Genomic DNA, 25355 nt, shown 5'->3' with positions numbered 1-25355 from the left:
GATTGAAGATTGTTGATTTTGGGACTTTTACGCAAACCTAAATTGGATGGTTTGTTTTGTAAAGGTAAAAAATCAGCCTTAAAATCATACCGCGCTGGAAAATGAATTTCGGAGAGGATCGAATCGCTAATCCGGTTCAGGGTTTAAGAGTAAATGCTTGTTTGATATAGTTGACAGATTCTCATGTCGTTGAAGAACGGGATCGCTTCCTGTACTAAGTTTGTTGCTGGTTGCTGAAAAGAATACGATTGGCTTTTAACGGGATAATAAATCTTCTCATTTTTCATGATGGAGTAACGGCTATTAACATTCTTTAAATAAATAAAGATGGATTGGTATTTTAATTGATGCATAAATTTAATAACTTGTAAATCATTTGATTAACAATTTAAGGGGAGGATTTACAATGAGTAGGGAAGCTGTATTTAATGAGATCGAACAGATGTTTGGCTTGGTTCCGGCAATGTTTAAAAGCGTACCGGAATCGACCATTGAGTTGGAATGGAATCTGTTCAAAAGTATTCACCTGGCAGAAGGCGCTATTCCGAACAAAGACCGGGAATTAATTGGGGTAGCGATTTCAGCCGCTACCAAGTGTCGCTATTGTGCCTATTTCCATACCGAAATGGCAAAATTGAACGGGGCAACGGAAGAGGAAATTGAGGAAGCTGTGCATTACGCAAAATCGACTGCCGGTTGGAGTGCTTATGTAAACGGGCTTCAATTAAATTTCGATGAGTTCACAAAAGAAGTGGACCAGGCATGCGAACATGTAAGAAGCACGATGGTAAATGCTTGATGAATTTTCAAACTGAGAATTTTCAAAAATCCATCTATTCGCGATTTTCAAGGATGGATGGATTTTTGTTAGGGTAAATATTTCCTCAATAGTGACTTTAGTTCTATGTTAGCCGTAATCGAACGGTACACTTCACACATTTTACAGTCTCTGTTTTTACATTCTTCTCCTTTTTGGGAGGCTACCCAGCAAGGATGACTGGATGAGTAGTAAGCATCACAGTTTTTTCTGGATACCAGCGAACAGTTGGTAATTTTCCAACAGGGAATCAACGCCAGTTTGGCCTTTATTCCTGCAAAATTTAACCCGTTTTCTTCCAGGCATTTTCTTATCCAGATCAACCGTTGGATATCTGAATTTGAGAATAAATGCCGTCTGGATTCTTTTTTATGGGGAATGAGCAGGCCTCTGTCGATATACTGCCGGATAGAATGCTGAGCCGTTTGTGAAAGTTTTGCGGCAATACTCAGCGTATAGAGAGGTTCATTATCGCTGACAATTACTCCTGACATGGCTCAACTTTCATTTGAACTAAAAAAACATTTTTATTGCCTAAACAAGTTAACGAATAAAAACGGATTTGAGATTCGAATCTACGGTGCCATTTATTCCTTTTTCGCGTATTTTGTTTCTAATGTTTTGTTATACAGATAGGTAGATGCGAGTGTTGAACTAATTTAAATTGCTTCTAACTTTAAAAATCTGTATCTTTTAGTACATAAAAGCTGAGTTCTTCAGTAGCTATAAATCCAAATGCATACATCTTCTGTTATCCGGTTAAATTGTGAAAGCCAGGAGTTTATTGTTTCATCTAAATTCAAAATTATGAAAAGCTTAAGTAAGTTATTTCTCTTGGTGTTAGGCATTGGAATTTGTTTTTCATGCTCAGAAATCTCTGATGAGGTTGGCGACAATCAATTAAAGAGTGGTGAATTGGGAGCGAGTAAATCGGATGACTCCAAAATGGTTACTGTCCCTTTCGTGGTGGATTATGTAGGTACCTATTTGTATGGTCCGTTTGGAATACCTACCGACAAATGCAACATTAATGTTTTTGTCGATGGGGTTGGAACGGGTACGCATGTAGGGCAATCGATGGTGCATTTTGATTTTTGCGTAACGCCTTATTTTACACCCGAAGGTCAATTGGATCATGGCGATTATGGGGATGCGTACGCCTACATTGTCGCAGCAAATGGCGATACTCTGTTTGTTACCGTAAGCGGAACTGTATTTCCCGGCAGATTGGAAGACCATCCCGATTATGTGGTTTCGTATTGGAGAGATCCGTTTGAAATTATCGGAGGAACAGGAAGATTTGAAGATGCTTCGGGCGGTGGTATGACCAATGATTACAACAGCAGCGAGGATACAAATTCTCATCACCATTGGGAAGGAACCATTACCATGAAAAAAGGAAAGCGGTAAGGAAATTATTTTCTAATAGGGTTTAACAATCAGTTAAGCCCTTTTTGTTGCGGCTATTTGTTTTAGTGGGAAGAGGGAAGGTTTCGTTGAATTTATAAAGTTTGGTTCGAAAAACTATTTGCGACAATAACCGTATGATAGTTAGTTGCTTGTATCGATTTTATTCAGAAAAAACGGATCAACTCATAATACCTTTGCCATGAAAAATGTAATCATCTTTGATCTGCCCCGCAAATTCAGTTTGTTTTTAATTTTAGCTATTGCCTTCAATTTTGTTCAAAATAATTCTTGTTATGCACAAGAGAATTTAAATGATAAGAATACTCTTCTGACCGGAATATTTAAAGAATTAGTAGAAATTAATACCTCCACTTCAGATGGGAATACAACAATTGCATCGCAGGCAATGGAAAAAACGCTAATTGATGCAGGATTTCCGAAAGAAGATGTGCATGTTTTATCGCTGGAACCAACCAAAGGAAATTTGGTTGCCCGTTACAGAGGTATCGGGAAGAACAGACCTTTATTACTTCTTGCTCATATTGACGTGGTAGATGCTAAAAAGGGAGAATGGTCTGCTGATCCTTTTAAACTGACCGAATCAGACGGATTTTATTATGGAAGAGGAACAGCAGATGATAAAGCAATGGCTGCCATTTTTATCACCAATCTGATTTCTTATTTCCGGGAAGGATATGTACCCGAAAGAGATATTGTTGTTTGTTTAACCTCAGACGAGGAGAATGGTGGTCCTAACGGATTACAGTGGATTTTAAAGGAACATTTTGACTTGCTTGATGCAGGGTTTTGTATCAACGAGGGAGGTTCCGGACAAATTATAAACGGAGAATATAAATTAAACGAAATTCAGGTCGCTGAAAAAATATATCAAAGTTATGATTTGGAAGTAAAGACCAAGGGAGGGCACAGTTCGATGCCGACAAAAAACAATGCCATCTTTGAACTGGCTGAAGCACTTTCGAGATTAGCCAAGTACGAATTTCCGTGTGAACTGAATGAAAGCACCCGTAATTATTTTGAAGTCATGTCGAATATCGAAAAAGGACAGGTTGCAGTTGATATGAAAGCCATTTTGAATTCACCTCCTGATGCGGAAGCAATTTCAAGACTTTCTAAAGTACCATTCTACAATGCTCTGTTACGAACAACTTGTGTTGCTACCCTGATTGAAGGAGGTCATGCCGAGAATGCTTTGCCTCAGACTGCTAAAGCAACGGTTAATTGCCGTATATTACCCGATACTCCAATCGATGACGTGTATAATACAATCAAAAGCGTAGTGGCAAACGAAAGGATTAAAATAACTCCTGTTTGGGATAATATTTCCGGTGAGTCGTCACCGTTATCTTCTGAAATAATGGATAAGGTAACCAACGTTACCAACGATATGTGGCCTGGTGTGGCAGTGATTTCTACCATGTCAACGGGGGCTTCTGATGGATTATTTTTAAGAAATGCAGGAATCCCGACGTATGGCGTCAGTGGAATATTTGAGGATATTAATGAGAACAGAGCACATGGGAAGGACGAGCGAATTGCGATCAACGTCCTTTTTGAGGCACAGGAATTTCTTTACCGGCTGGTGAAAGAACTAAGCTCAGGCAATTGATAAAATGCATACTCTACCAGGCATTCCACATCGAAACGAAATCACCCATGTGTAACTGATTGTTCTTGTTAACATATTTATCTGAAAACCTGCCATCAACAATTAAATCATCATTTACGAATACTTGAACAGGCTCTGCAACAAAAACGGTATGGTCGCCTGTAATAAACTGGTCAGTTACCTTGCATTCAACATTAAGAAAGCATTCTTCAATTAACGGGGCGCTAATTTTACCCGCGTGCAAAGGAGTCAAGCCTGTTTCTTTAAATTTATCTACCTCGTTACTATGGGACGTACCGATTTTCACGATTGCTTCGGTAAGATCAGGGGTCGGAACATTTATCCCGAATTCTTTTGTTTCGTTGATTAATGAGTAACAATATCGATATGCTCTATCGCCTGTTTCTTTCCCTCCGCTGCCGATGGAAGCAATTACCAGAAATGGTTCAAATGATGTAGGATTACACCAGCCCAGAGTAATTATCCCATTAATCGTTTTTTCCTTATTGGTGCTTGTCAACAGCATTATCTGCCCATTACTGAGTAGCCATGCTAATTTTAGCACATTCGGACTGTTAAGATCTAAATTGATTTTGCTCATATCATAATGATTTTGGATTTTTACTGTGATAGGTGTTGAGATTAAAATCAAATGAAAATATGGCAACAAAGAGACCGCCCTTTTGAGACTGCCTCTTTGTTTGAAGAAACAGCATAATAGCACTTAACTAATCACGGCTTTATATCGCTGTTTCCAAATATTCCTTATCTGTATTTATTCATAAGGCCAACTGTCCCATATACCACAATGTCCACCAATATCTGTCCCTTGCAATTCAGTTAGTACATCCCAATATACAACGTTCATAACGGCTCGGGGTGAAAACTTAACAGTCCCATCATTTTTTATCAATACTGTTCCAAAATGCCCCTGACTCAAGCAATGCCCAATTTCATGAACAGCCACTGTTTCAACCTCAATATATCCTTCTGCCAATTGGTTTGGTAATTGCCAATTGTAATTATCACTATAGTAGGTTTCTCTAAAAGCAGCATCTAATAATCCATCACTGTTAATGTCAGTATAACCGTTGTCATCTACAAACACATAAGTTACAGTATAGCCAAGTATACCTGATTCAGGTGCAAAAGGCAAATCACCCCATCCGCACTGATGAATATCTGCAAAAATAAAAGGACTTCCCTGCCAAAATTCTGGTTCAGGAAAACCATTTACATTATAAAAATTTGACCACCAGGAATACGCAAAAACGCCAATATCTTCTCCACCGTCAGGGATTTGAGTTAATCCGAGGTCTGAACAAATAGTAGCATCCCATGTTCCAAAACCTCTTTTTATTGCATCAGTGGTTTCGGAAGCATCTAATCCTCCATTCTGGGGTACAGCATCAAGTTGATCAATGACATAGGTAATTTTCGTAGCTCCATTTCCACTCCATTCTCTTCTTGTATCTCCGGGAACAAAGTGTGCTATTAATTTTTTGTTTCCAACAATCTGAGAATAAATGGTTGCTCCGTTATCGCTACCATTTGCCGTAACTAATTTCTCAATCATCGCAATTCTGTAATTCACACCTTCTGCTTCAAGATTATTATTTATTTGATTAAGAAGAGTTGAAGTAATATCCTCAGGATTTGATGAACTTGCAGATTTCAAGTTTGCAGGAACTTGAATCTCTTGATCTAAGCATGCAGTGCTTCCGATAATCAAAAGCACTAACAAAATAAGTTTTGCTTTCATAACAGTTGATTTTTAGTTTTTGAAATATTTTCTGGAAATCACAGGTTAATTGGGTGTAACAAAAGGAGTATAAAAGTTACAAAAATCGTGTTTGAAATACAAAAAATGATGATATACATATATCAACTAATCAGGTTTTTATGCTGTGTATTTTCCTCATGTTTTTTTGAGAAAAATTTTAGTCTGTAAGGTGGGTGAAAATTAAGATACTCTGGAAAAACGGCAAAAAAAGGAGGCTTTTGCCTCCCTTTTATCTATTCTTTAATTGATCGAATAAAGTTGATACTATTCGGTGATCACAGAAATGACCGGTTTTAGTGAATAGCTACCATTTCCTTTGCTGATCACTGAATTTTCTGCATCAAAGTCCAGTGTCATTTCAAAAGTTTGTTCTTCAGCAATATCAGCATGAATATTGAATTTTAATCCGGATTGTTGTGCAGATGGAGTTTCCAAATCTAACGTATCACCGGCAACAACAATTTGATTGTTTGACCCCAAAATCATTCGCATCTGGTTGATCCTTCCAACGGGGATTTCATCTTCGGTCAGCAATATCGAATTGCCATTCATTAAGGTAAGCAGGTCAATCTGCCCCATAGTATCAAGCGCTAAATCCTGCCATTCACTGATGTCCGAAGTGTCGTTCGAAGCATTTATTTTTAAACCTTGAAGGTCGACTAATACTGCCTCGTAGTCTCCCGGAGCATCTGTTAGTGATACTCTAAGTACACCAGACCCGTTTTCATCGTTACAGCCAATCAAAAGGACTGAAAATGCGAAAAGTGTCAATAAAATCTTTTTCATGTTCGTTTTGTATTTATGTTTTGTGTTGCCGGCAACGATAACAATTGAAGATCTTTTTTGCTAAAGAATACTCTTCATCGCAAGTCTTCTGCCTAATTTGAGCGAATGAGAATAATGGTGTATTATATCTGTTTGCTGGATACAAAAGAAATAGGCAGGGGAGAATTTTACACCCTTCTTTAATCGTTTTGTTGAATGGATAATATGAGAAGGAAATTTGCCGGAGATGCGAAAAAAATGAAGATCATATTCTGCTTCAACGTCTTCATCTTAATGTTGCATCCGTCAAAACAAAAAGGAGCCAGACTTTCATCTAACTCCTTTATTATCAGTGAGCGGGAAACGGGGGTCGAACCCGCGACCCTCAGCTTGGGAAGCTGATGCTCTACCACTGAGCTACTCCCGCATATTTTTAGTTTTGAAACCCCTCAGCTTGGGATCCCGAGCACTCGGGACTACCACTGAGTACTCCTGCTAGTTTATGTTTTTTGCGATCCTCAGCTTGGGAGCCCGAATGCTCCGGACAACCTCTGAGTTTTGTCCATCCGTTGACGGGCACACTCGCTTTTTAAGAACGCCCAAAAATAAATAATAAATGCATTCGATAATCACTTTTGTGCATTAAAATGACCATTTAATTCGTGTAAAAACAGCTTGTCCGTAATCGCCGTATTCGGTGCCTGCGCGGCCAAGGAATAATTGGCCGTTTAGCATCACTTCCCAGTTGTTGCCAATGGAGTAAGTCAGCGAAGGTCCGATATAGGAAGAACCGTCGCAGGGATTGAGCATGGCGGAGATATTGCCCGAGAAAAGAGGCGTAAAAGGGTAGGAGCTTTGTGCAAAAAGGTTGTAGCGTCCAAACGAAAGCATTTTGGCCGACAAGTTGCTGGCAAAGAAACTTCTTCCTCCTGCATCGTGGGTGGTGCCATGGCTGTTGTAAAGGACGGCGGCATGCAGATAGAGGCTGTTGCGGAAGGTATAATCGCCCGAAACGGAGGCTACAAAACTTTCAAAATTTTCAGGATCATCGTTGTTGCGTGGTTTGAACCAGGTGGCTTCGCCACGAAATCCTCCGCCTTTTATATCGCCCGACCAGCCGGCTCCCAGCACATAATCGGGGCCAACCCAGCCTCCCATAATCTGAATGTCGTAGTTAAATTTCGAAAAGCGATACATTCCTGCGATTGCTGTTTCAGCTGAATCTTTACGGCCGATCTTATAAACCAGCTCTGCCGAGGATGTTTCGCTGGTGTAATACTGCATACGGATACCATCGGTTCCGGGGCGCTCCTCGTAATCAAAATCGAAGTAGGAAAAGGTATTGAACACATCGTTAGGATTCCAGACGAGGTTGGTGCCCCAGTTAATTCGCTGACGCCCCAGACGAAACTGGAGCTTCCCATTGGTGTAATCAACCCATGCACGATCGATCATCGAATGCATGAACCATCCGCTTCCCGAGGCTAAAACAGCTCCCATATCCAGTAGCCCGTTATCCGATTCTATCATGCTTTGGTATTCCGGGAAGTCCTTGATCATCTGTCCAAAAAACAGGCGGTTTCGGGCTTCCACAGCAAAGGTTAAGTTTGAACTGGCGTACCACTTAAAATTCAGACGGTTATGGAATTGGTTGAGGAAAAGGTCATCCAGCGACTTTGTTTCTGAAACCGGCATTGGCTCTATCGGCTTGTAATACATACTCAACTCCTTGATGTATCCGTTGAATCCGATGCTGGATTGAGCATTTGAATTCATCACGGGGATTAAAACGAGCGAGAATATGAAAAAAACAATACCTACATGGATGCTGGAAATCAGCAGCCGGAATCCTGATAGAAATTTTTGGATATTATTTTTGCGCCAATATTTATCTTGTTTGTTACTCATTACTAACTACTTTTTACTTACTATCTATTCTATTTCGCCATTCCTCCGGCAAAATCAATCACACACATGGTTTCGTATACAGGGTGAGTGCCACAGGCCACTCCTACCAGTTTAAAAACAGGGTGGAGGAGGGTGGCCCTGTGTCCGCGGTCTTTTACGCCGTCATCGATCAAGAGAAAAATCACAATTTGGCGAGCGCTCGAATTTCCATAGGCAATGTTTTCCCCGATGCGCACCTGCCACCTGCCAAATTTTTCAACCCGTTGCCGCATGTTTGAACCGTCGCTGCCGATATGGCCGGTTTTTCCTGTCTTTTGCTGATCTTTCTGATGTTTCCGTGCAGCTTGCGACAGCTCTTTGCTGGGATACATAATGCCCTGCGGATTTGCTTTTTTAAGCTCCCTCACACATTCGTTCAGCGCTCTGACACCTTCGATCGTTTGAATGGATCGATCTCCCGGGTAATGAAGAATTTTTTTGTCGTAATACCTGGCGAGGGGCTCAATGTACAGTTCGGCATACCGGGCAGGATTAGAGCGGAACAGGTTGACTTCGTATATCACATCCTTCTCCAGAGGAGTCAGGTAATTTGCTTTTTCTGCCGTATTCAGTGCCGAATGCTTTCCATCTTCTGCCGTTGCCAAAAGAGAAATCACCAGCAATAATATGAGTCCCTGAATTTTCTTCATTTTGAAATGTCGCTTATTATTTTCCCATCTTCGACCGTAATTACGCGGCGTGCTTTGTTTACCACGCGTTGGTCGTGTGTCGAAAAAATAAACGTAATTTTTTCTTCTTTATTAAGTTGTTCCATGATATCAAGAAGATTTTCAGTGGAGTGTGAATCCAGGTTGGCAGTTGGTTCATCGGCCAAAACAAATTTGGGTTTCGATGCCAGCGCACGGGCTACCGCTACGCGTTGCTGTTGCCCTCCCGAAAGTTTTGATGGCCGGCGATCCATCATTTCCCCCAATCCTACCGCTTTTAAAAGTTCAGAGGTTCTGGCTTCGCGGTCGGTTTTGTTGGTCCCTTGCAGGTGCATGATAAACTCCACGTTTTCTTTGGCAGTCAGAACCGGAATCAGGTTGTAGGCCTGAAAAACAAAGCCGATGTTTTTCATCCGGAAATCGGTTAGTTTTCGCGCCGAAAGTTCATTGATTTTTACTCCTTCAATTTCAACGCTGCCTTCCGTGGCATCATCCAGCCCGCCGATAATGTTCAGCAAAGTGGTTTTTCCCGATCCCGAAGGACCAACAATGGCGGTGAATTCGCCTTCTTCAAACGAAACATCGATCCCATTTACGGCATGCACCGCTACCGAATCGCTGTTGTAAATCTTGTGCAGGTTTTTTATTTCTATGATTTTCATGATGTATATTTTTGCTACGAGCCATGAGCAGTGAGTCATGAGCTTCTGGTTTACTGATTCATTCCTTCAATCCCTCTCCAAATCAATCCCTAGTCTTATTCTGTTCTCGTCGCTTCCGCCGGGTTGAGTTTCAACGCTTTTCGTGCCGGGTAAATGGCCGAGATCATACCGGTTATAATTACCAGGATGGTTATAATTACCAGCGTATCGGGCTGAAGGGTCGTATATACCTTTGTTGCGTATCCGTATTTCTCCAGCCCTTCTGAAAATGCCGAGACATCTATTGGCCGCGTTTCAAAATACTTGGTAATAAGCGAGCCGATCAGAACTCCGAGTAATCCTCCGGTCAATGTCAGCATCACCGATTCGAGCATAATCATCCCAAAAACTTTTCGTTTGTTCATCCCTACTGCCATCAGCATTCCGATTTCCTTGGTGCGCTCGAGCACAGCCATCAACATGGTGTTGACGATGCCAAAACAGAGCCCCAGCAAGATGATCAGAATAAAAATGTACATGTACTGGTCCATCGATTCGGTAAGGATCGACATTTCGGGGCTGATTTCTTTCCAGGTTTTAACATCGTCGTTTCCGGTTAGTTGCTGCACTTTTGTTTTTACGTCATCCACCGTGTTGGCATCGTCGCAAATCATGGCTATTTCGTGCGCCACGTCGCCCTGCATACCCAACTGCTTTTTCAGGTCGTCGTACAAAACAAAAAGGTTGGTTTCATCAAAACCGGTATTTACGGTCCGGTAAATTCCACTTACGCGGTAGCCTTTCGACGACAGATCGCCGTTCATATCCACCATTTGTACGTTTAGCTTCGAACCGACTTTCAACTTTAGTTTCTTGGCCAGTTTTTCACCAATCAGTACTGGGGGCATCCGACTGGTTTTTTCAAGGTAGGTTCCTTCAACGAGTTTTTGCGAGATGTTGGTGACCTCTTTCTCCATTTCCGGAACAATTCCCAACATTTTCCCTCCGCCGGTTCCGTGTGCCGCCATAATAAACGGCTCGGCAATTAACCGGTAGCTGGCAGCGTCCACTTCATCGAGCTGTTCGATTTTCCGTGTTAATTCACCGGCGTTGTTGATGAATAATCCGGTTTCGTTGTTATCCATGAAATGAGGAGCATGTACCTGCAAGTGTGCCAATTCTGTACGGGTCGCCGATTCAATCCTGGATTCAACCGCGCCCAGCATAAAAGCTGTCGCAAAAACACCGGCGATCAATCCCAGGGCAATGGCAACAATCATAATAATGCTGCGCAGCTTGTTCCTCCATACATTTCTCCAGGCTATTGATAAGATCATAATTCGTAAAATTTGATTGAAGTTAGAAGACCGAAGACGGAAGTATTTTCCGCAACTTGTAATGCCAATTTTTGCTTACTGCTATTTTTATTTCTCATTTTGTTATCTCTTAACTGTGCACTGCGACTGCTCACTGTTAACTGATTTAATTTCGCATGGCTTTGGTAATTTTCAGCCGTTGAATATTGTACATCGGGAAGACGGAAATAAACACACTGAGCAGGAACACCAGTATCATCTGGCTGTAGAAGAGCGAGGCTTTCAGCGAAAAGTAAAGAAAGGGCTCCATTCCGTATTGCTCGTAGGCTTCAGCCATTTTTCCCGACATGGGGATCGGATGAAAGTAGAAGTAGGTGCAAAACAGGTAACTGATGAGTACGCCCACCGAACAGCCGATGAGACCGATGAAGATCGTTTCAAGAAATACAATCGTCGAGAGTTTGCTTTTTTGCATTCCCACGGCATGGACCACTCCAAACTCGCGGGAGCGTTCTTTTACCATCATTAGTACAACGCTGAACATGCCAAATGCAATAACCATGTACAAGATTCCCAGCATGATTTTGCCACTTCCCCGGTCGCTTTCAATAAGCTGCTCCAGGTCGGGTTGCATTTCGGTCCAGGTCATTACACGGTTGCCCGCCAGAAGAAGCTTTGAAATTTCTTTTTTCAGGTGTTTCACCTCGTAATGGTTGTGTGCCATTACCACCAGCGAGGTTGAAAGCCCGTTGGCTGAGTAGAAATCCCGCGCGGCATCAATGTCCAGGTACACCATGCGGTTGTTAAATTCCTGGTTGGGGTGGGAGAGTAGACCTGTAATTAAGAATAACCCGCTGGCGCTTATTCCGTGATAGCCCTGACTGATCATTACCAGTGTATCGCCAACATCCAGGTTCAGGTACCTGGCCAGTCCTTCGCCTAGCAGTGCGCCTTTGTCCCCGGTTTTCAGGAAACTGCCTTTTTTAACTTTCTGCGATATTTTGGTGATCTGGTCTTCTGCTTTGGGCTCAATTCCCATTACCATGGCCGGTTTGCTTTTCAGATGATTGGCTGCCAGTGCAAAAGACTCGATTCGATTCGCCACCAGTGTGACATCGGGAATTTGACTGATCGATTCCTTTAATTCATCACTTGCGGCAAAGCTGTTGTCAAGCGTTCGTTCGTTCCAGAAAGCGGTGTCCTGCACCTGCAGATAACCGGAATAAAATTTGACCGAATTTTCGATCATGCTGTCGTACGAGCCTTCCTGCATCGATCGCATCCACGATGCCAGCAACACGCTAAAAACAATCGAGGATATCGCTATGAACGTTCTCCGTCGGTTGCGCCAGAGGTTGCGCCAGGCCAGTTTGATGTTGGTTCTCATTGTAAGGATTGATTTGTTGAAGGATTGACGGACTGATCAGTTAAAATGTTGACGAACAGATGAGATGAAGGATTGAATGGTTTATTTTGAATAAATTTCATGTTTCTAAAGTTTTGTGTTTTTTCTGGCCGATGCCATTATTTTGAGTATTTCCAGACTTTCCCGATAGAGTTGTTTGGTTTCTTCAGTGTCGCTTAGTTTGGATTCAATTAATAAATCCAACCACATTTCGGTTTCATCTGCTTCTTCTACCACAATACTGAGTTTGCTAAAGAATTCAGCTTTAGATCGAGCGCGGCAGGCAGCCCGGTAATTGGCGTAGACAGAACTTCCGGATCTTAATAATTGATTTTTAATAATGTTGGTTTCCTGTGTATGCGGTAATCCCTGGCAGATCCTGATAAGATCAAGTACAAACTTTTTCAGGCGAGCCTTCATCTCTTCTCTGAATCGGATGTTGTCATTTTCGTGCATTGCTATTTTGTTTTAGAGTTAGCCAATTTTTAAAACTCAATCCTTCTATCCTTCAATCCTTCTGTCCTTCAGTCCCTCCATCCCTATCTAATGCTCTTCATATTCTGCTGCGAGAAAAAGCTTTCTTCGATTTTTACGTTAAAGTCGATTTGATTGAAGATCAGGACTGTTTTGTTGCCTTCTTCATCGGCCGGAATCATTTCCAGCCGGGTCGGCATCACGCGGTCATCCATTTTTTTTATGTCGCTCAGAATTTCGGTGTTAACAAGGTATCCGTCTTCATCGTAAAACTCAGCTTTCAGCCAATGATGCTCTTCTTTGGATATCCACATGATCACTTCCCCCCAAACCACCGCCGCATCGTCGTGGGGGATGAGTTGAATTTTATAGCACAGGTAGTCCTGTATTTTCTCTTCTCCCAGCAGTTCCTGGTCATAATCGTCGGCCATCGAAGATTCCTTTACCAGGTCGTCGTTGGTAAAGTCGGAGCCCATCCACGACTGCATCATCATCGACGGCGGAATTTTGATCATCCGTTCGATGTTGGGCACCCAGTTCCACATTTCGTTGTCGCGTTTCAGAAACACCTGCCCCTTTTCCTTGGCCGGAGCGCTGATGTAGATCAGCGAATAATCGTTTCCGAGGGTCCAGTTCTTCATCGAAACGGTGCGCGACCAGGTGGGCCGTTCAATGATCATCGTTAGCTCTCCGATGCTGGAGGTTCCCCTAAATTTCTCATCGGCCTGCCGTACTATTTCTTCTATGTTGATGGATTGGGCTTTTCCTGGCAGGGCGCCGGCCACTAGCAGAAAGGTGAAAAATACCTTGAATGCCTGTTTTATTGGTAGTTTCATACGATGCATGGTGTGTATTTTAGTTTGTTTTTATGATTTTCAGACAGTTGTCGATAACAGCCTGCTCCATTTTATCGCCCTCGAACATTTCGGGAGCTGCAACCAGGTAAAGAAAGGCGCCCTCAATCATCGCCGATACGGCCATCAGATCCTTTTCGGGTTCTTTGCTGCCGCACGAAACAATAAACTGGTAGAACATTCCCATGATCGGCCCGGCTTTTTCCTTGTAATTTTCAGCAAAAAGCAGCGAAACTTTTGGCTGTAGGAGGAGCGAGAAAAGTAGTTTCCAGTACTGCGTGTTTTCGCGCACCAGCTCAAAATTTCGGCGAATAAAATATTTGAATTCTTCTTCGGTTAAAGCACCGTCGTGATTGATGTCAAGGTTGTCATAGATCTCGTTAAAACCCTGGTCCATGATCTCGTAAAGAATCTGATCTTTGCTTTCAAAATAATTGTAGGTAAGGCCTTTCGAAATTTTGGCTTTGCTGGCGATCTGGCTGATGGAGGTGGCGTGGAACCCGTTTTCTGCAAAGAGTTCCAGCGCCGTATCCATGATCAATTGTTTCTTCTGTTTTCTGATATCGTTAAATTGTTCCGGACTTCGAGGCATCGTTTTATGTTTTTATGAATGAACGGTCGGTCAAAGGTAGGCGCTTCTTTTGAAACATCCAAGAAAATGGATAAGAAAATGACCGGATGGTCAATTAAAAGTGTTTTTCGAACTTTGGACGAATAAGTTTGATGAATGGACAGGCGATTGAAGATTAATTCAAAATAAGCCGACAAAATGACTGGATGCACTAATAGTTGCAAATTGCTTCGGAATTCCTTGCTTACTTTGTCTTCGAATATATGAACGATAACCTGGAACGAGAGTCACATTCCGTTCCTTTTTTTATGCAGCTTTATATGAAGATTTTTGAAGGACATTCTTTCCACATCCCGGTTCTGGGAGTGGGATATTCCATAGACACACCCATTAATGTTGCGCCTTATGGTATTTCGTCGGTCATCTCGCTGGTAGATGATGGACTGATGGAGAAAATGCGGGAATTTTACTGCAAAAAGTTTGATATTCCCTTTAAGGGCATAACTCAAAAGGTGGATGATTTTCGGGCCAAACGTATTACTTCGTACCTGAACATGGTAGAAGAAATTGTGGCGCGAAAGTTCGACGAGTTAAAACATAGTGTAACACATGCTGGCGGAGAGTTTGAAAAGTACCTGGAGTTACTGCCCGATACCTCTTCGCTGAAGAAAAAACTAAACATCGGCGAAAAAGGTAAAAAGGCGGTGGAAGAGTTTTCGAAGTGGGTACACGAGAAATTACCGCTGGGATCTATCGATGTTAACATCATGACAAAGCTTGACCAGGCACACCAGAAGGATGGTGAAGATCTGCCCGCCGAGTACAACGATGCGCACGCAGCCCTACGTGGTTTTGCCAACAGTACGCTGAGCTCGTCGCTGGTGCTTTCTGCCGGAATGAGTCCGCGCTTGTACAGCTACATCGAAAATTTTGAAGATTTCTTTCCCGACAGTGAAGGCCACATCAAAAAGAAAATTGTTCTGAAGGTGAGCGATTTTCGCTCGGCACTGGTGCAGGGAAAAATGCTTGCCGCCAAAGGATTGTGGATTTCTGAATACCGGATTGAATCGGGCGTGAATTGCGGAGGGCATGCGTTCCCAACGCAAGGCGTTTTGCTGGGGCCGATCCTAGAAGAATTCAGGCAAAACCGCGACCAACTGTATACAACCTGTTTGGAAGGCTACAGAGAGGCCTTGCAAAAGAAAGCCTTGCCGCAGCCTGCCGAAACGCCCGAGATTAAAGTTACCGCACAGGGCGGAGTAGGAACCAACGACGAGCACAATTTCCTGCTCGATTATTACAACATGGACAGTGTGGGCTGGGGATCTCCCTTTCTTTTGGTGCCCGAAGCAGTAAGCATCGACACCGAAACAATGGACCTGTTGGCCAAAGGCAGTGAAAAGGAATACTACTTTAGCGGTTTGTCGCCGTTGGGCGTGCCGTTTAACAGCATTAAAGGCGCCTCGATGAGCGTGAGAAGGCTGGCACTTGCTGCCGAAGGAAAAGCCGGTACTCCGTGTACCAAAGGCTTTTTGAAATTCAATACCGAATACACCGAAAAACCCATTTGTACGGCATCGCGCCAGTACCAGACCCAAAAGCTGCAAGAGCTGGAAGAACAGAAGCTAAGCGGCGAAGCATATCAGAAAGCCTACGATAAAATTATTGAGCCCGAGTGTTTGTGCATTGGGCTGGGGGTTTCGGCTTTGCTGTCGAAAGACCTTAAAGTGGCCTCTACCGATAAAGTAACGATTTGCCCGGGACCTAACCTGGCTTATTTCGACAAGGTGGCGACACTAAAGGAGATGGTGGACCATATTTATGGCCGAATAAACCTGCTGAGCAAAATGCCGCGTCCGAACATGTTTATCAAGGAGCTAAGCATGTACCTCGATATTTTTAAGGAGAGAGTGGAAGCCTTTCTTCAGAATACGGAAGATGTGAAGGAGAAGCGGAACCTCGAGAAATTCAGAAAGAACCTGCAGGATGGGATCGCTTACTACCAAAACCTTTTTGGTGAAAAGAAAAGGGAAGTGGTACAGGAGCTGGAACTGCTGTTAAAGAAATACCCGGCGCTGAATGCGGATTTGTAAGTCATAAAAAAGACGATAAGGAAAACGGAATTTACGAAAGTGAGTTCCGTTTTTTTGTGATGGGCGCTTTGTAATTCAGACCTTCAACTTCTGTAATATTTCCTATATTCGAAGAATGGTTGGTTGGGCGGAATTCAAAACCATAAGCCTGCAAACTTCTGCAAAGGTCTAAAGTCTTTATTATGTTGGCTCTTGCAGCGGTTGTATTAAACGCAAAAACACTATGAACAAAAACGTTTTGGGTATCGACATCGGGGGAACAAAAACAGCCCTTGTATATGCCCGGGAAGTACCCGTAGGGATAGAGATCGTGGATAAAACGATGTTTGCCACAAGCGATGTGGAAGCTACGCTCACTAAGCTTTTTGAACATGTGGAGCAAACGATGCAGAAACACGGCTTAACCCGGCAGAATACAAGTGCCATAGGAATCAGCTGCGGAGGGCCTTTGAACAGTGAAAAGGGAGTGATTATGTCGCCACCCAATTTGCCGGGATGGGATAACATTCCGATTGTGCAGAAGATTTTCGAACGTTTCCGAATTCCCTGTGCGCTACAGAACGATGCCAATGCCTGTGCCCTGGCCGAATGGAAATTTGGAGCAGGAAGAGGAACCCGGAACATGGTTTTTCTGACCTTTGGAACCGGTTTGGGGGCAGGTATCATCCTTAACGGACAGTTGTATAGCGGCACCAACGATAACGCCGGAGAAGTAGGCCACATCAGGCTCGCTGATTTTGGTCCCGTGGGATACGGAAAAGCGGGGTCGTTTGAAGGCTTTGCCAGCGGAGGGGGAATTGCCCAGCTGGCAAAAATGGCGCTGATGGAAAAGTACCAGATGGGAGAGACGGTCGACTGGTGTGCACGAGAGAACATTGATGATGTTTCAGCAAAAATGGTGGCTGAAAATGCCCAGGCCGGAGATGCACTGGCACTGGAAATCATCCGGACATCGGCCAGTTACCTGGGGCTGGGTTTATCGGTTTTGATTGACATTCTTAACCCCGAGTGCATTGTGTTGGGAAGCATTTATGCGCGCAACGAAAACCTTTTTTATCCCTGGGTTGAAAAAACACTGGAAAAAGAAGCCCTGAGCGTGGCTCGGCAGGTATGCCGGATCAAACCGGCCGAACTGGGGGAAAGTATTGGCGATTATGCCGCCGTGTCGATCGCTTTTAACTTAATCAACCAAACAGTTTAGAGATGAGAGAAATCATTCAGAGTAGTCTGGGCGAGTCGATGGACAAGCTGCAGCAATTCATGAACAATGCTGCCAACATAGAAGCCATCGAACAAACGGCGCAGGCAATGGCCGGGGCTTTAAAAGCCGGGAAGAAAATAATCAGTTGCGGGAATGGCGGTTCGTTGTGCGACGCAAGCCACTTTGCCGAAGAATTGACCGGAAGGTACCGCACCAACCGGGAGCCCTTGCCGGCAGTCGCGATCAATGATCCGGCTTACATTACCTGTGTGGGAAATGATTTTTCGTTTGAGGAGGTTTTCAGTCGGTATGTGGAGGCATTCGGGCAAAAAGGTGACGTGCTTCTTGCGATTAGTACGAGTGGCAACTCCACCAATGTGGTGAATGCGGCATTGGCGGCAAAAAACAAGGGAATGACGGTAGTGGCGCTCACCGGCGACAGCGATAACCTGCTGCGCAAACATTCTGATAGGGCCATTTGTGCCCCTGTTTCTGCTTTTTCAGACCGGATGCAGGAAATTCACATAAAAGTGATTCATGTGCTGATACAGTTGATTGAAAAACAGCTGTATGGCCTGTGATCTCCAATAACCTAAATATCTGGCTTTGTATGTAAGGTAAGCGGGCGATGAAAAATATCCTTCGCTAAAGCATGTGGGGTAGGCTCCTGGTTTACTTCCCCTTTCGCCAGCGCAACTTGGTTTTTACCATCGGAAAAACGCCTTCGTTGACAAACTTGATGTCTTCGATCGAGTAAAAAGCTTTGGGATTGGTGGCTTTGATAATGTTTTCCACCTTCTTTATTTCAGCGCGTTTGATAATGCTGTGGATGATGCTGACTTTCTCACTTGCTCCCTGCGCATTGTGAAAAGTAACACCGTAACCGGCCGTTTTCAGGTTTTCGATCAGTTTGGTGGCTTCTTTGCGCGTAATGATCTGGATTTTTACGATTCCCACGGCCAGCCTTTCCTCCAGGTTAAGCCCCACGTAATTTCCGGCAGCAAACCCCAGCGCGTAGGCAACATAGCACATCCAGTTGTCGAGGTTCTCAAATATTTTAGAAATGGCAATCAGCCAGATCAGTATCTCGAAAAAACCAAGAATGGGCGCCCAGAATTTATGTCCCTTCGAAACCATCACAATACGAACGGTTCCAATGGTTACGTCCATGATCCGGGAGAAAAAAATCAAGCCCGGGAGAAGTACATAGGTGAAAAGCGAACTATCGTAAAAACTCGTTTCCATAGAGTAAAAATAATAAAACTAATGTCAATCAAAATCAATACAACACGAATTCTTTTGAACAGGTATTTTATCCACAGTAAGCAGATACTGAGACAACTAGTAACTGGCTAACTATCGGGAAATATGTCGCTCAAAAATGTGGGTTATACCGTATTTCTATTTTCCCGGAAACATCAGAATTCCGAAGTAAAATGGAAGCGAATGTTTTTAAACTCGTCCTGTGCCATTTGCAAAATAAAGGACGAATCGGCCATAAATACATCGCGGCCCAGTTTGTCTTTGGCCATTTTCTGGTATTTCCTTTTTTTGAATTCGGTCAGTACTTTTGGGTCGTCGCTTTCAATCCAGCAGGCCTTGTACATCTGCAAGGGTTCAAAACGGCATTTGGCGTTGTATTCGTGCTCCAGCCTGTATTGGATAACTTCAAACTGCAGTTGCCCCACGGTCCCAATTATTTTCCGGCCGTTAAACGTGCTGGTGAAAAGCTGGGCCACCCCTTCGTCCATCAGCTGGTCAACACCTTTTGCCAGCTGTTTCGATTTCATCGGGTCGGCATTTTCCACAAAACGGAACAACTCGGGCGAAAAGCTTGGCAAGCCTTTGAAGTGGATTTCTTCTCCCTCCGTCAGCGTGTCGCCAATAATGAGGTTGCCTGTATCCGGCACCCCGATGATATCACCCGGGAAAGCTTCATCGATGACTTCTTTCTGTGAAGCCATAAAAGCAGTGGGGCTGGAAATACGAAAGGTTTTCCCGAGCCGGATGTTTTTATACACTTTGTTTCGCTCAAAACGCCCGGAGCATATTTTCACAAAGGCAATACGGCTGCGGTGGTTCGGGTCGATGTTGGCGTGTATCTTAAAAACAAAGCCGCTGAAAGCTTCTTCTTTTGGATCGATCACTCTTTCTTTTGTTGTACTTGGCTGCGGAATTGGTGCGATTTGCACAAAACTGTCGAGCAGTTCCTGTACACCAAAGTTGTAAAGGGCACTTCCAAAAAACACGGGGGCAAGGTTACCCGCAAGGTATTCGTCCTGCTCAAATTCAGGATAAATTCCTTCCACCAGTTCCAGTTCTTCCCGCAGAACTTCGGCATCGCTGCCAATGTGATCTTCCAGTCGCGGGTCGGAAAGGTCTTCAAATTTGATGCGTTCCTGAATTTCCTGGATATCGGGGGTGAATAATTTCAGGCTGCGGTTAAAAATATTGTAAACGCCTTTAAAATCGGGGCCGTTGTTGATGGGCCAGCTCAAAGGGCGTACTTTTATTTTGAGTTGGTTTTCCACTTCGTCCATGAGGGTGAAGGGATCTTGTGCCGGGCGGTCCATTTTGTTGACAAAAACAATGACGGGTGTTTTGCGCATCCGGCAAACGTTCATGAGCTTTTCTGTTTGCGGCTCCACACCTTTGGCGGCGTCGATCACAATAATTACACTGTCTACCGCGGTAAGTGTGCGGAAGGTGTCTTCCTGGAAGTCCTGGTGACCGGGCGTATCTAGAATGTTGACTTTGTAGCCACTGTATTCAAACCCCATTACCGAAGTGGCCACCGAAATACCACGCTGGCGTTCGATTTCCATAAAGTCAGAAGTGGCACCTTTTTTAATTTTGTTGTTTTTAACGGCACCGGCCACCCGAATGGCTCCTCCGAATAAAAGCAGCTTTTCGGTAAGCGTAGTTTTACCGGCATCGGGATGACTCACAATTCCAAAGGTACGTCGGCGTTTTATTTCTTCCAGAAATGTCATTATCAGCGTTTTTAAAAATAGGGCGCAAAATTAGTAAAGAAGTTGGAAGTTTTTGTTTTTATATTCAAGGTTTATATGTCAATAGTTCGTTAAGTTTTTATAAATGCTTGACTTTTAGAGTTTTGTGAATTTATTGAATAGTTTGCTAAAACACTTTAAATTAAGGCATTACAAATGACTGACAGTCTGGAATCTAAAAATCTAACGATCTATTGTATGTGAAAGTTAAAGTATTCAGTTTCAGTTAACAGAATTGGATAGGTGCTGGCGCAGTATTCAGTCTCAGTATTCAGTTTGGAGATGAATTGTGATAAAAGGCTTGAAGCTCGTGGCTCGGAGCTCGCAGCATATTCTCGCATTAAAGCATTTACGCATTCAAGCATTGGTTACTGAGACTGCAAACTGAATACTGTGACTGATCACTGATCACTGATCACTGAACACTCAATCCCTCAATCCCTCAGTCCCTACTCCTGTTGCAGCGCTTTTACTTTTGCAACCATCAGCGTGATTCCGATGCCAAAAATGCCAATTACGGCGTAGGAGTAACGTAGTCCAAATGCTTCAGCAATAAAACCGATCAGTGGCGGGCCCATCAAAAAGCCCAGAAAGCTAACGCTTGAAACAGTGGCAAGGGCAATTCCCGGAGGGATTTTTTCATGTTTTCCGGCAGTGCTGTAAACCGTTGGAACAATACTCGAAACACCCAGGCCAACCAGCATAAAAGCAAGGGTGCTGGGAACGAGGTAAGGGAAAATGACAGAGGTAAAAAGCCCGGTGGAGATCATTACCCCGCAAATTTGCATCAGGCGTTTTCTTCCTATTTTCGAAATAAGGTAATCAGCTAAAAACCGTCCGGTAGCCATCATAATCATAAAAGAGGTGTAGCCCAGTATCACCAGTGATTCGGGTGCTTTTACCACATCTTTGAAATATACCCCGCTCCAGTCGAACATAGCGCCTTCGCTGGCCATGCTAAAAAAACCAATGATTCCGAGCTGGAGCAAGACACCGTCGGGTTTCATAAAAAACTTTCGCCGGGGTTCATGTTTTTGGGGATCGGCATCCACCCTTACCAGGTAGGGGTAATTGATGCGGACAATCACCCACACGATAAAAATAATGGTAATGAAGTGCCACACGGGCTGAACTTTCAGGTTGATCATCAGTAAGCCGATCAGTGCTCCGGTAAAGCCAGCAAGACTCCAGCCTCCGTGGAACGACGCCATAATGGGGCGACCGTAGAGACGCTCGGCAGCCACTCCCTGGGTGTTGACCGAAATGTTGCACATGTTTCCAGTAAGTCCAAAGAGAAAAAGAACGACCGCCAGTTGCCAGCCCGCCTGCACCAGCCCAATGCCGGTTAGCGCCAAGGTGTAAAGGGGTAAACCCACTTTTAGGACGTTGTGGCTGCCAAAACGGGTAACCAGTTTTCCGGAGAAAGGCATCATCAGAAACTGCCCGACCGGCAGAGCAAAGAGGATACTGCCGAAAGCTCCGTCGCTTAGGTGAAGGCTTGTTTTGATATCGGGGATACGACTTGCCCACGATGCAAAGGCCAAACCCATACTGAAATAAACCAGTGCAACAGCAAGGCGGGTTCTTCGCTTTCCGGAGGTAACGCCCTCTTCTAGTATGCTTTCGAGTGTGATTCCTGACATTGGTTACTTATCAATTTGCGGACAAAATTAGGAAAAGGCACCAGCACGCGCCTGATTTTGATAAAATTAGCCTTGAATGTTAAGAAATCAGTATCTGCTTGTCTTTTTTTGTTTTGCTGTTTATAGGAATGATTTGACGAATGTTTTTGTACAGGGATTCTTTTCCTCTAATGATTTAGTTTTTGACTGATTGAAGGGCCTTAGAGATGTGTTTCCAGTAAGCTTTGTGAAAGCGGACGCCTTCTTTCCCGATAATCTCGTGGTATGTTTTTGGCTTATCGTCGGGAGCGAATTTCAGAGCGGCCATGTTTTCGTATAAGGATGCAACTTCCGGGTGAAACTGGACGGCAAAAACATTGGGGTAAACGCAGTGGGCGAGGGCTTCCACCACTTTCCCGTCGTGCGAAAGCGCTGTTACTTCCAGGTTTTTTCCAATTTTCTCTGCTGCCTGGTGATGGGCACTCAGAATTTTGGGTGTTCTGTTCTTTTTTACTTTCACCGTTTTTCCAAAGAAGCTATTCCCGGTAAACTGGATCGGGTGCAGGTTAATACCCATCAAAAGGGTATCTTCTACCAGTTCCTGCCAGTAATTGCGGTGCAGGTCTTCGCGATTTGTTTTTACAGTTTGTTCAGCGTTTTCTGCTCCGTAAATTTCCTCCGGAATATCCTGAACGAGTGTACCTCCCGTTGCCACATTCATGGTTTGCATGCCCAGGCAAAAACCGGTGACCAGGTAATCGGGCCTGGAGGCGAGGAAGGGTGTAAACGTTTCATCCTGAAAGCCGCCAAGCAAATGAAACAGAAAGCTGGCTTCGTAAAAGTGCCTTTCCGGATCGGTCACCACCGAGAGCGTATTTTCCTCCCCATAAACGGCTGGCGGAATATCGGGGCCTCCAAAAAAGATAACGCCTGCCGAATTGTCAAAAGCCTTTTTTAATTGCCGGCTAATCTCGTTTTCCTGAAACAGGTTGTTTTCATCTAAATCCCCGGAGATGGCCTGCAGGTGAAACTTATCCAGCTTTTTTTCTTCAATGTATTGCTGCGTTTTAGCAAAATCGTACTTCTGATCTTCAAAATAAACTCCCACGAATTCTACTTTGTCCTGTACCTTGAAAATCTTGTTTTCAGTAAGGTAGCGGATGGTCTGAACCCGGGAAACAGTCGGGTCGCAAAGGAGTACATAGCGTTTGTCAGGATCAAAATTTGTATCAAAAAAATCCTGAGAGTAAGAGCTCAGTACTGTAAATACGAACAGAAGCAGGAAGAGTATTTTTTGCATGTTGAATTGTTTTGAATCCTTTCAAATATACTACAATGCCGCGATTTTAAAGTGTATCTGATTCCTTTAAATAAAACATAATGAATGGTAGGTATGAAGCTAAAACTTGTACATTTGTGAAGTAACCTTAAATAGTAAAGAATGAAATTTAATTTTAAATCGTCTTATGTAGTTATTGCTGTTATTGGTTTGATTGTGATCCTGCTTTTTGGAGGCCGGATGTTTATGATCATTGAGCCTGGTGAACGGGGAGTCATATTCCGTCCTTATACAAGCGGTCTCGATAAAGACAATATTTATACCGAAGGTTTTCATGTAATTGCTCCGTGGAACGACATGAAAGTGTACAACGTACGTGAGCAGCAACGTGAAGAAACCATGGATGTTCTGGACAAAAACGGGCTTTCCATCAATACCGATGTAACGGTTCGTTTTAACCCGCATTATACGAAAATCGGTCATTTGCACGAAAAATTTGGTGTCAATTTCGTGAACGTTCTGGTGATTCCCGAAGTTCGTTCATCGGTTCGGCAGGTAGCAGGTCGTTACACTGCAGAAGAGATTTACTCGACCAAAAGAGCCGAGGTTGAACAGGCCATTATCTCGGAAACCCGTGAAACGCTGGGCGAGAACTTTATTGATATGAAGGCTTTGCTGATCCGTTCGATCAACCTGCCAGCCCAGATTAAGGGAGCTATTGAAGCCAAACTTCAGCAGGAACAGGAGTCGCTGGCGTATGAATACAAATTGACAAAGGAAACAGCAGAAGCAGAACGCCGCCGGATTGAAGCGGAAGGGATTGCGAACTATAACCGGATCATTAACGAGAGTTTGACGGATAAGATTCTGAAACAGCGTGGAATAGAAGCTACGCAGGATTTGGCCGAATCGCCTAACGCGAAGGTAGTGGTGATTGGCAGCGGAAAAGACGGTCTGCCACTGATATTGGGAGGAAATTAATAAAAGATAAAGACAGGCTGATGAAAATCAGCCTTTTTTTGTGGCCAAAGAAAGCAGGCGACTTACCCGAAAGAGAATCGAATTTCAGTAACGATAGCAGCAAAAGATAAAAACGAATTTTATGAAGAAAATCAGAAACCCATGGAAAGACCCGCAAAACGATGGAGTGTACAATTGTTTTGCCTGCTCGCCTTACAACAGTGCCGGATTGCAACTTGAGTTCTGGGAAGACGGCGATGAAATTGTAAGCAAATGGAATCCGGAAAAGGCGTACGAGGGCTGGGTAGGTGTATTACACGGCGGAATCCAGGCCACCCTGCTGGACGAGATCGGTGGTTGGGTAGTTATGTTAAAACTAAAAACTACCGGGGTAACCAGCGACATGTTTGTTCAATACCTGAAGCCTGTAACCATGGGAAACAGCGAGATTACCATTCGCGGGAAGCTTGTGTCGCACGAGGGAAGAACGGCAAAAATCGATGCCTCCCTCCTGAACAAGGCAGGAGAAGAATGTGCAAAAGCTACGCTCTCGTATTTTGTTTTCCCGGAACGTATAGCCAAAGCACGGTACAACTACCCCGGAATTGAGGCATTCCACGAAGAGTTAAATTCCTGATGTCAACACAAGCAGGAAGTTTTCAAAATAAAAAGTATGGTACTAATTTAAGCGTCGTCGTCTTCTTTGTCGTAAGAAGAGTCGTCTAGAGCTTCTTCATCAAATTCATCATAAATAGAGAATTTATGTTTTGAACTTTTTTCCTTGGAACCGGGATGTCTCTTTTGTTTTCGGTCGAATTTGTCAAATTCAGAGAAACTCTTACGGTTATCTTTCTTTTTCATCGCTTTAAAAACCTTAGTCTTATAGAGTTGTACGATGGAGCCGGCAG

General features: G+C 43.7%; 25 protein-coding genes and 1 tRNA gene. 8 read left to right on the top strand and 18 right to left on the bottom strand.

From position 1 onward, the window contains the following. Window positions 1-406 precede the first annotated feature (406 nt). Window positions 407-799, top strand: a complete 393-nt coding sequence (locus INQ51_RS08755; protein WP_233377592.1) for a carboxymuconolactone decarboxylase family protein — start codon at window positions 407-409, stop codon at window positions 797-799. A gap of 68 nt (window positions 800-867) precedes the next feature. Here the strand turns inward: INQ51_RS08755 and INQ51_RS08750 are convergent, their stop codons facing one another. Continuing rightward, a complete protein-coding gene (locus INQ51_RS08750; protein ID WP_233377591.1) occupies window positions 868-1311 on the bottom strand; it encodes a MerR family transcriptional regulator in 444 nt (147 codons plus the stop codon). A 313-nt stretch (window positions 1312-1624) separates the two neighbouring features. Between INQ51_RS08750 and INQ51_RS08745 the strand changes: the two genes are divergently transcribed. Both INQ51_RS08745 and INQ51_RS08740 read left to right on the top strand, forming a co-directional pair. After that, window positions 1625-2227 carry a hypothetical protein gene (locus tag INQ51_RS08745; RefSeq protein WP_233377590.1) on the top strand — a complete coding sequence of 201 codons (603 nt, stop codon included), beginning with the start codon at window positions 1625-1627 and terminating at the stop codon, window positions 2225-2227. A 199-nt stretch (window positions 2228-2426) separates the two neighbouring features. Next, window positions 2427-3857, top strand: a complete 1431-nt coding sequence (locus INQ51_RS08740; RefSeq protein WP_233377589.1) for a M20/M25/M40 family metallo-hydrolase — start codon at window positions 2427-2429, stop codon at window positions 3855-3857. A 13-nt stretch (window positions 3858-3870) separates the two neighbouring features. Here the strand turns inward: INQ51_RS08740 and INQ51_RS08735 are convergent, their stop codons facing one another. The 12 genes from INQ51_RS08735 to INQ51_RS08680 form a co-directional block, all read right to left on the bottom strand. Further along, on the bottom strand, window positions 3871-4458 hold the full coding sequence (locus INQ51_RS08735) for a flavin reductase family protein (RefSeq protein WP_233377588.1): 588 nt from the start codon (window positions 4456-4458) through the stop codon (window positions 3871-3873). A 174-nt stretch (window positions 4459-4632) separates the two neighbouring features. After that, window positions 4633-5619 carry a hypothetical protein gene (locus INQ51_RS08730; protein WP_233377587.1) on the bottom strand — a complete coding sequence of 329 codons (987 nt, stop codon included), beginning with the start codon at window positions 5617-5619 and terminating at the stop codon, window positions 4633-4635. 285 nt (window positions 5620-5904) lie between these two features. Further along, window positions 5905-6426: a DUF4382 domain-containing protein gene (locus INQ51_RS08725; RefSeq protein ID WP_233377586.1), complete on the bottom strand. Its 522-nt coding sequence runs from the start codon at window positions 6424-6426 to the stop codon at window positions 5905-5907. 334 nt (window positions 6427-6760) lie between these two features. Then, window positions 6761-6832: transfer RNA gene (locus INQ51_RS08720), tRNA-Gly, on the bottom strand. 215 nt (window positions 6833-7047) lie between these two features. After that, a complete protein-coding gene (locus INQ51_RS08715; RefSeq protein WP_233377585.1) occupies window positions 7048-8313 on the bottom strand; it encodes a hypothetical protein in 1266 nt (421 codons plus the stop codon). Window positions 8314-8342: 29 nt separating this feature from the next. Continuing rightward, entirely contained in the window at window positions 8343-9002 is a 660-nt protein-coding gene (locus INQ51_RS08710; RefSeq protein ID WP_233377584.1) for a CAP domain-containing protein, read from the bottom strand. Further along, window positions 8999-9682, bottom strand: a complete 684-nt coding sequence (locus INQ51_RS08705; protein WP_233377583.1) for an ABC transporter ATP-binding protein — start codon at window positions 9680-9682, stop codon at window positions 8999-9001. The genes INQ51_RS08710 and INQ51_RS08705 overlap by 4 nt, the downstream gene beginning before the upstream one ends. A 95-nt stretch (window positions 9683-9777) precedes the next feature. After that, window positions 9778-10998 carry an ABC transporter permease gene (locus tag INQ51_RS08700; protein ID WP_233377582.1) on the bottom strand — a complete coding sequence of 407 codons (1221 nt, stop codon included), beginning with the start codon at window positions 10996-10998 and terminating at the stop codon, window positions 9778-9780. Window positions 10999-11143: 145 nt separating this feature from the next. Beyond that, the gene (locus INQ51_RS08695; protein WP_233377581.1) at window positions 11144-12364 is read right to left on the bottom strand and encodes an ABC transporter permease; all 1221 of its coding nucleotides are present in this window, start codon (window positions 12362-12364) and stop codon (window positions 11144-11146) included. A 105-nt stretch (window positions 12365-12469) separates the two neighbouring features. Continuing rightward, window positions 12470-12838 carry a four helix bundle protein gene (locus INQ51_RS08690; RefSeq protein ID WP_233377580.1) on the bottom strand — a complete coding sequence of 123 codons (369 nt, stop codon included), beginning with the start codon at window positions 12836-12838 and terminating at the stop codon, window positions 12470-12472. Window positions 12839-12921: 83 nt separating this feature from the next. Continuing rightward, the gene (locus INQ51_RS08685) at window positions 12922-13692 is read right to left on the bottom strand and encodes an outer membrane lipoprotein-sorting protein (protein WP_233377579.1); all 771 of its coding nucleotides are present in this window, start codon (window positions 13690-13692) and stop codon (window positions 12922-12924) included. 19 nt (window positions 13693-13711) lie between these two features. Then, window positions 13712-14302, bottom strand: coding sequence for a TetR/AcrR family transcriptional regulator (locus INQ51_RS08680; RefSeq protein ID WP_233377578.1), 591 nt, complete (start codon window positions 14300-14302; stop codon window positions 13712-13714). A 299-nt stretch (window positions 14303-14601) separates the two neighbouring features. On the opposite strand from INQ51_RS08680, the gene INQ51_RS08675 reads away from it, so the two are divergent. The 3 genes from INQ51_RS08675 to INQ51_RS08665 all read left to right on the top strand — a co-directional run bounded on the left by INQ51_RS08675 (window position 14602) and on the right by INQ51_RS08665 (window position 18156). Next, window positions 14602-16374: a hypothetical protein gene (locus tag INQ51_RS08675; protein WP_233377577.1), complete on the top strand. Its 1773-nt coding sequence runs from the start codon at window positions 14602-14604 to the stop codon at window positions 16372-16374. 223 nt (window positions 16375-16597) lie between these two features. Continuing rightward, window positions 16598-17575, top strand: coding sequence for an ROK family protein (locus INQ51_RS08670; RefSeq protein WP_233377576.1), 978 nt, complete (start codon window positions 16598-16600; stop codon window positions 17573-17575). A 2-nt stretch (window positions 17576-17577) separates the two neighbouring features. Continuing rightward, a complete protein-coding gene (locus tag INQ51_RS08665; protein WP_233377575.1) occupies window positions 17578-18156 on the top strand; it encodes an SIS domain-containing protein in 579 nt (192 codons plus the stop codon). A gap of 91 nt (window positions 18157-18247) precedes the next feature. Here INQ51_RS08665 and INQ51_RS08660 read toward each other — a convergent pair whose 3' ends face one another. The 4 genes from INQ51_RS08660 to INQ51_RS08645 all read right to left on the bottom strand — a co-directional run bounded on the left by INQ51_RS08660 (window position 18248) and on the right by INQ51_RS08645 (window position 23508). After that, entirely contained in the window at window positions 18248-18820 is a 573-nt protein-coding gene (locus INQ51_RS08660) for a DUF2179 domain-containing protein (protein ID WP_119436129.1), read from the bottom strand. Between the two features lie 173 nt (window positions 18821-18993). Next, window positions 18994-20568: a peptide chain release factor 3 gene (locus INQ51_RS08655; RefSeq protein WP_233377574.1), complete on the bottom strand. Its 1575-nt coding sequence runs from the start codon at window positions 20566-20568 to the stop codon at window positions 18994-18996. A 467-nt stretch (window positions 20569-21035) separates the two neighbouring features. Further along, window positions 21036-22229, bottom strand: a complete 1194-nt coding sequence (locus INQ51_RS08650; protein WP_233377573.1) for an MFS transporter — start codon at window positions 22227-22229, stop codon at window positions 21036-21038. A gap of 175 nt (window positions 22230-22404) precedes the next feature. After that, window positions 22405-23508, bottom strand: coding sequence for a gamma-glutamyl-gamma-aminobutyrate hydrolase family protein (locus INQ51_RS08645; RefSeq protein ID WP_233377572.1), 1104 nt, complete (start codon window positions 23506-23508; stop codon window positions 22405-22407). 141 nt (window positions 23509-23649) lie between these two features. On the opposite strand from INQ51_RS08645, the gene INQ51_RS08640 reads away from it, so the two are divergent. Together INQ51_RS08640 and INQ51_RS08635 are read left to right on the top strand one after the other, a co-directional pair. Further along, window positions 23650-24468 (top strand): prohibitin family protein, encoded by an 819-nt coding sequence (locus INQ51_RS08640; RefSeq protein ID WP_233377571.1) that lies wholly within the window; start codon window positions 23650-23652, stop codon window positions 24466-24468. A gap of 121 nt (window positions 24469-24589) precedes the next feature. Beyond that, window positions 24590-25084 (top strand): PaaI family thioesterase, encoded by a 495-nt coding sequence (locus INQ51_RS08635; protein WP_233377570.1) that lies wholly within the window; start codon window positions 24590-24592, stop codon window positions 25082-25084. Window positions 25085-25131: 47 nt separating this feature from the next. Here INQ51_RS08635 and INQ51_RS08630 read toward each other — a convergent pair whose 3' ends face one another. After that, window positions 25132-25308: a hypothetical protein gene (locus tag INQ51_RS08630; RefSeq protein ID WP_233377569.1), complete on the bottom strand. Its 177-nt coding sequence runs from the start codon at window positions 25306-25308 to the stop codon at window positions 25132-25134. Window positions 25309-25355: the final 47 nt, after the last annotated feature.

Source organism: Maribellus sp. CM-23 (genome assembly GCF_021354595.1).
GTDB lineage: Bacteria > Bacteroidota > Bacteroidia > Bacteroidales > Prolixibacteraceae > Draconibacterium.
This window is presented reverse-complemented; position numbering and strand designations above follow the sequence as displayed.

Coding starts and splice junctions, on each gene's coding strand:
- INQ51_RS08755 (WP_233377592.1), top strand. CDS start 407: ATGAGTAGGGAAGCTGTATTTAATGAGATCGAACAGATGTTTGGCTTG.
- INQ51_RS08750 (WP_233377591.1), bottom strand. CDS start 1,311: ATGTCAGGAGTAATTGTCAGCGATAATGAACCTCTCTATACGCTGAGT.
- INQ51_RS08745 (WP_233377590.1), top strand. CDS start 1,625: ATGAAAAGCTTAAGTAAGTTATTTCTCTTGGTGTTAGGCATTGGAATT.
- INQ51_RS08740 (WP_233377589.1), top strand. CDS start 2,427: ATGAAAAATGTAATCATCTTTGATCTGCCCCGCAAATTCAGTTTGTTT.
- INQ51_RS08735 (WP_233377588.1), bottom strand. CDS start 4,458: ATGAGCAAAATCAATTTAGATCTTAACAGTCCGAATGTGCTAAAATTA.
- INQ51_RS08730 (WP_233377587.1), bottom strand. CDS start 5,619: ATGAAAGCAAAACTTATTTTGTTAGTGCTTTTGATTATCGGAAGCACT.
- INQ51_RS08725 (WP_233377586.1), bottom strand. CDS start 6,426: ATGAAAAAGATTTTATTGACACTTTTCGCATTTTCAGTCCTTTTGATT.
- INQ51_RS08715 (WP_233377585.1), bottom strand. CDS start 8,313: ATGAGTAACAAACAAGATAAATATTGGCGCAAAAATAATATCCAAAAA.
- INQ51_RS08710 (WP_233377584.1), bottom strand. CDS start 9,002: ATGAAGAAAATTCAGGGACTCATATTATTGCTGGTGATTTCTCTTTTG.
- INQ51_RS08705 (WP_233377583.1), bottom strand. CDS start 9,682: ATGAAAATCATAGAAATAAAAAACCTGCACAAGATTTACAACAGCGAT.
- INQ51_RS08700 (WP_233377582.1), bottom strand. CDS start 10,998: ATGATCTTATCAATAGCCTGGAGAAATGTATGGAGGAACAAGCTGCGC.
- INQ51_RS08695 (WP_233377581.1), bottom strand. CDS start 12,364: ATGAGAACCAACATCAAACTGGCCTGGCGCAACCTCTGGCGCAACCGA.
- INQ51_RS08690 (WP_233377580.1), bottom strand. CDS start 12,838: ATGCACGAAAATGACAACATCCGATTCAGAGAAGAGATGAAGGCTCGC.
- INQ51_RS08685 (WP_233377579.1), bottom strand. CDS start 13,692: ATGAAACTACCAATAAAACAGGCATTCAAGGTATTTTTCACCTTTCTG.
- INQ51_RS08680 (WP_233377578.1), bottom strand. CDS start 14,302: ATGCCTCGAAGTCCGGAACAATTTAACGATATCAGAAAACAGAAGAAA.
- INQ51_RS08675 (WP_233377577.1), top strand. CDS start 14,602: ATGAAGATTTTTGAAGGACATTCTTTCCACATCCCGGTTCTGGGAGTG.
- INQ51_RS08670 (WP_233377576.1), top strand. CDS start 16,598: ATGAACAAAAACGTTTTGGGTATCGACATCGGGGGAACAAAAACAGCC.
- INQ51_RS08665 (WP_233377575.1), top strand. CDS start 17,578: ATGAGAGAAATCATTCAGAGTAGTCTGGGCGAGTCGATGGACAAGCTG.
- INQ51_RS08660 (WP_119436129.1), bottom strand. CDS start 18,820: ATGGAAACGAGTTTTTACGATAGTTCGCTTTTCACCTATGTACTTCTC.
- INQ51_RS08655 (WP_233377574.1), bottom strand. CDS start 20,568: ATGACATTTCTGGAAGAAATAAAACGCCGACGTACCTTTGGAATTGTG.
- INQ51_RS08650 (WP_233377573.1), bottom strand. CDS start 22,229: ATGTCAGGAATCACACTCGAAAGCATACTAGAAGAGGGCGTTACCTCC.
- INQ51_RS08645 (WP_233377572.1), bottom strand. CDS start 23,508: ATGCAAAAAATACTCTTCCTGCTTCTGTTCGTATTTACAGTACTGAGC.
- INQ51_RS08640 (WP_233377571.1), top strand. CDS start 23,650: ATGAAATTTAATTTTAAATCGTCTTATGTAGTTATTGCTGTTATTGGT.
- INQ51_RS08635 (WP_233377570.1), top strand. CDS start 24,590: ATGAAGAAAATCAGAAACCCATGGAAAGACCCGCAAAACGATGGAGTG.
- INQ51_RS08630 (WP_233377569.1), bottom strand. CDS start 25,308: ATGAAAAAGAAAGATAACCGTAAGAGTTTCTCTGAATTTGACAAATTC.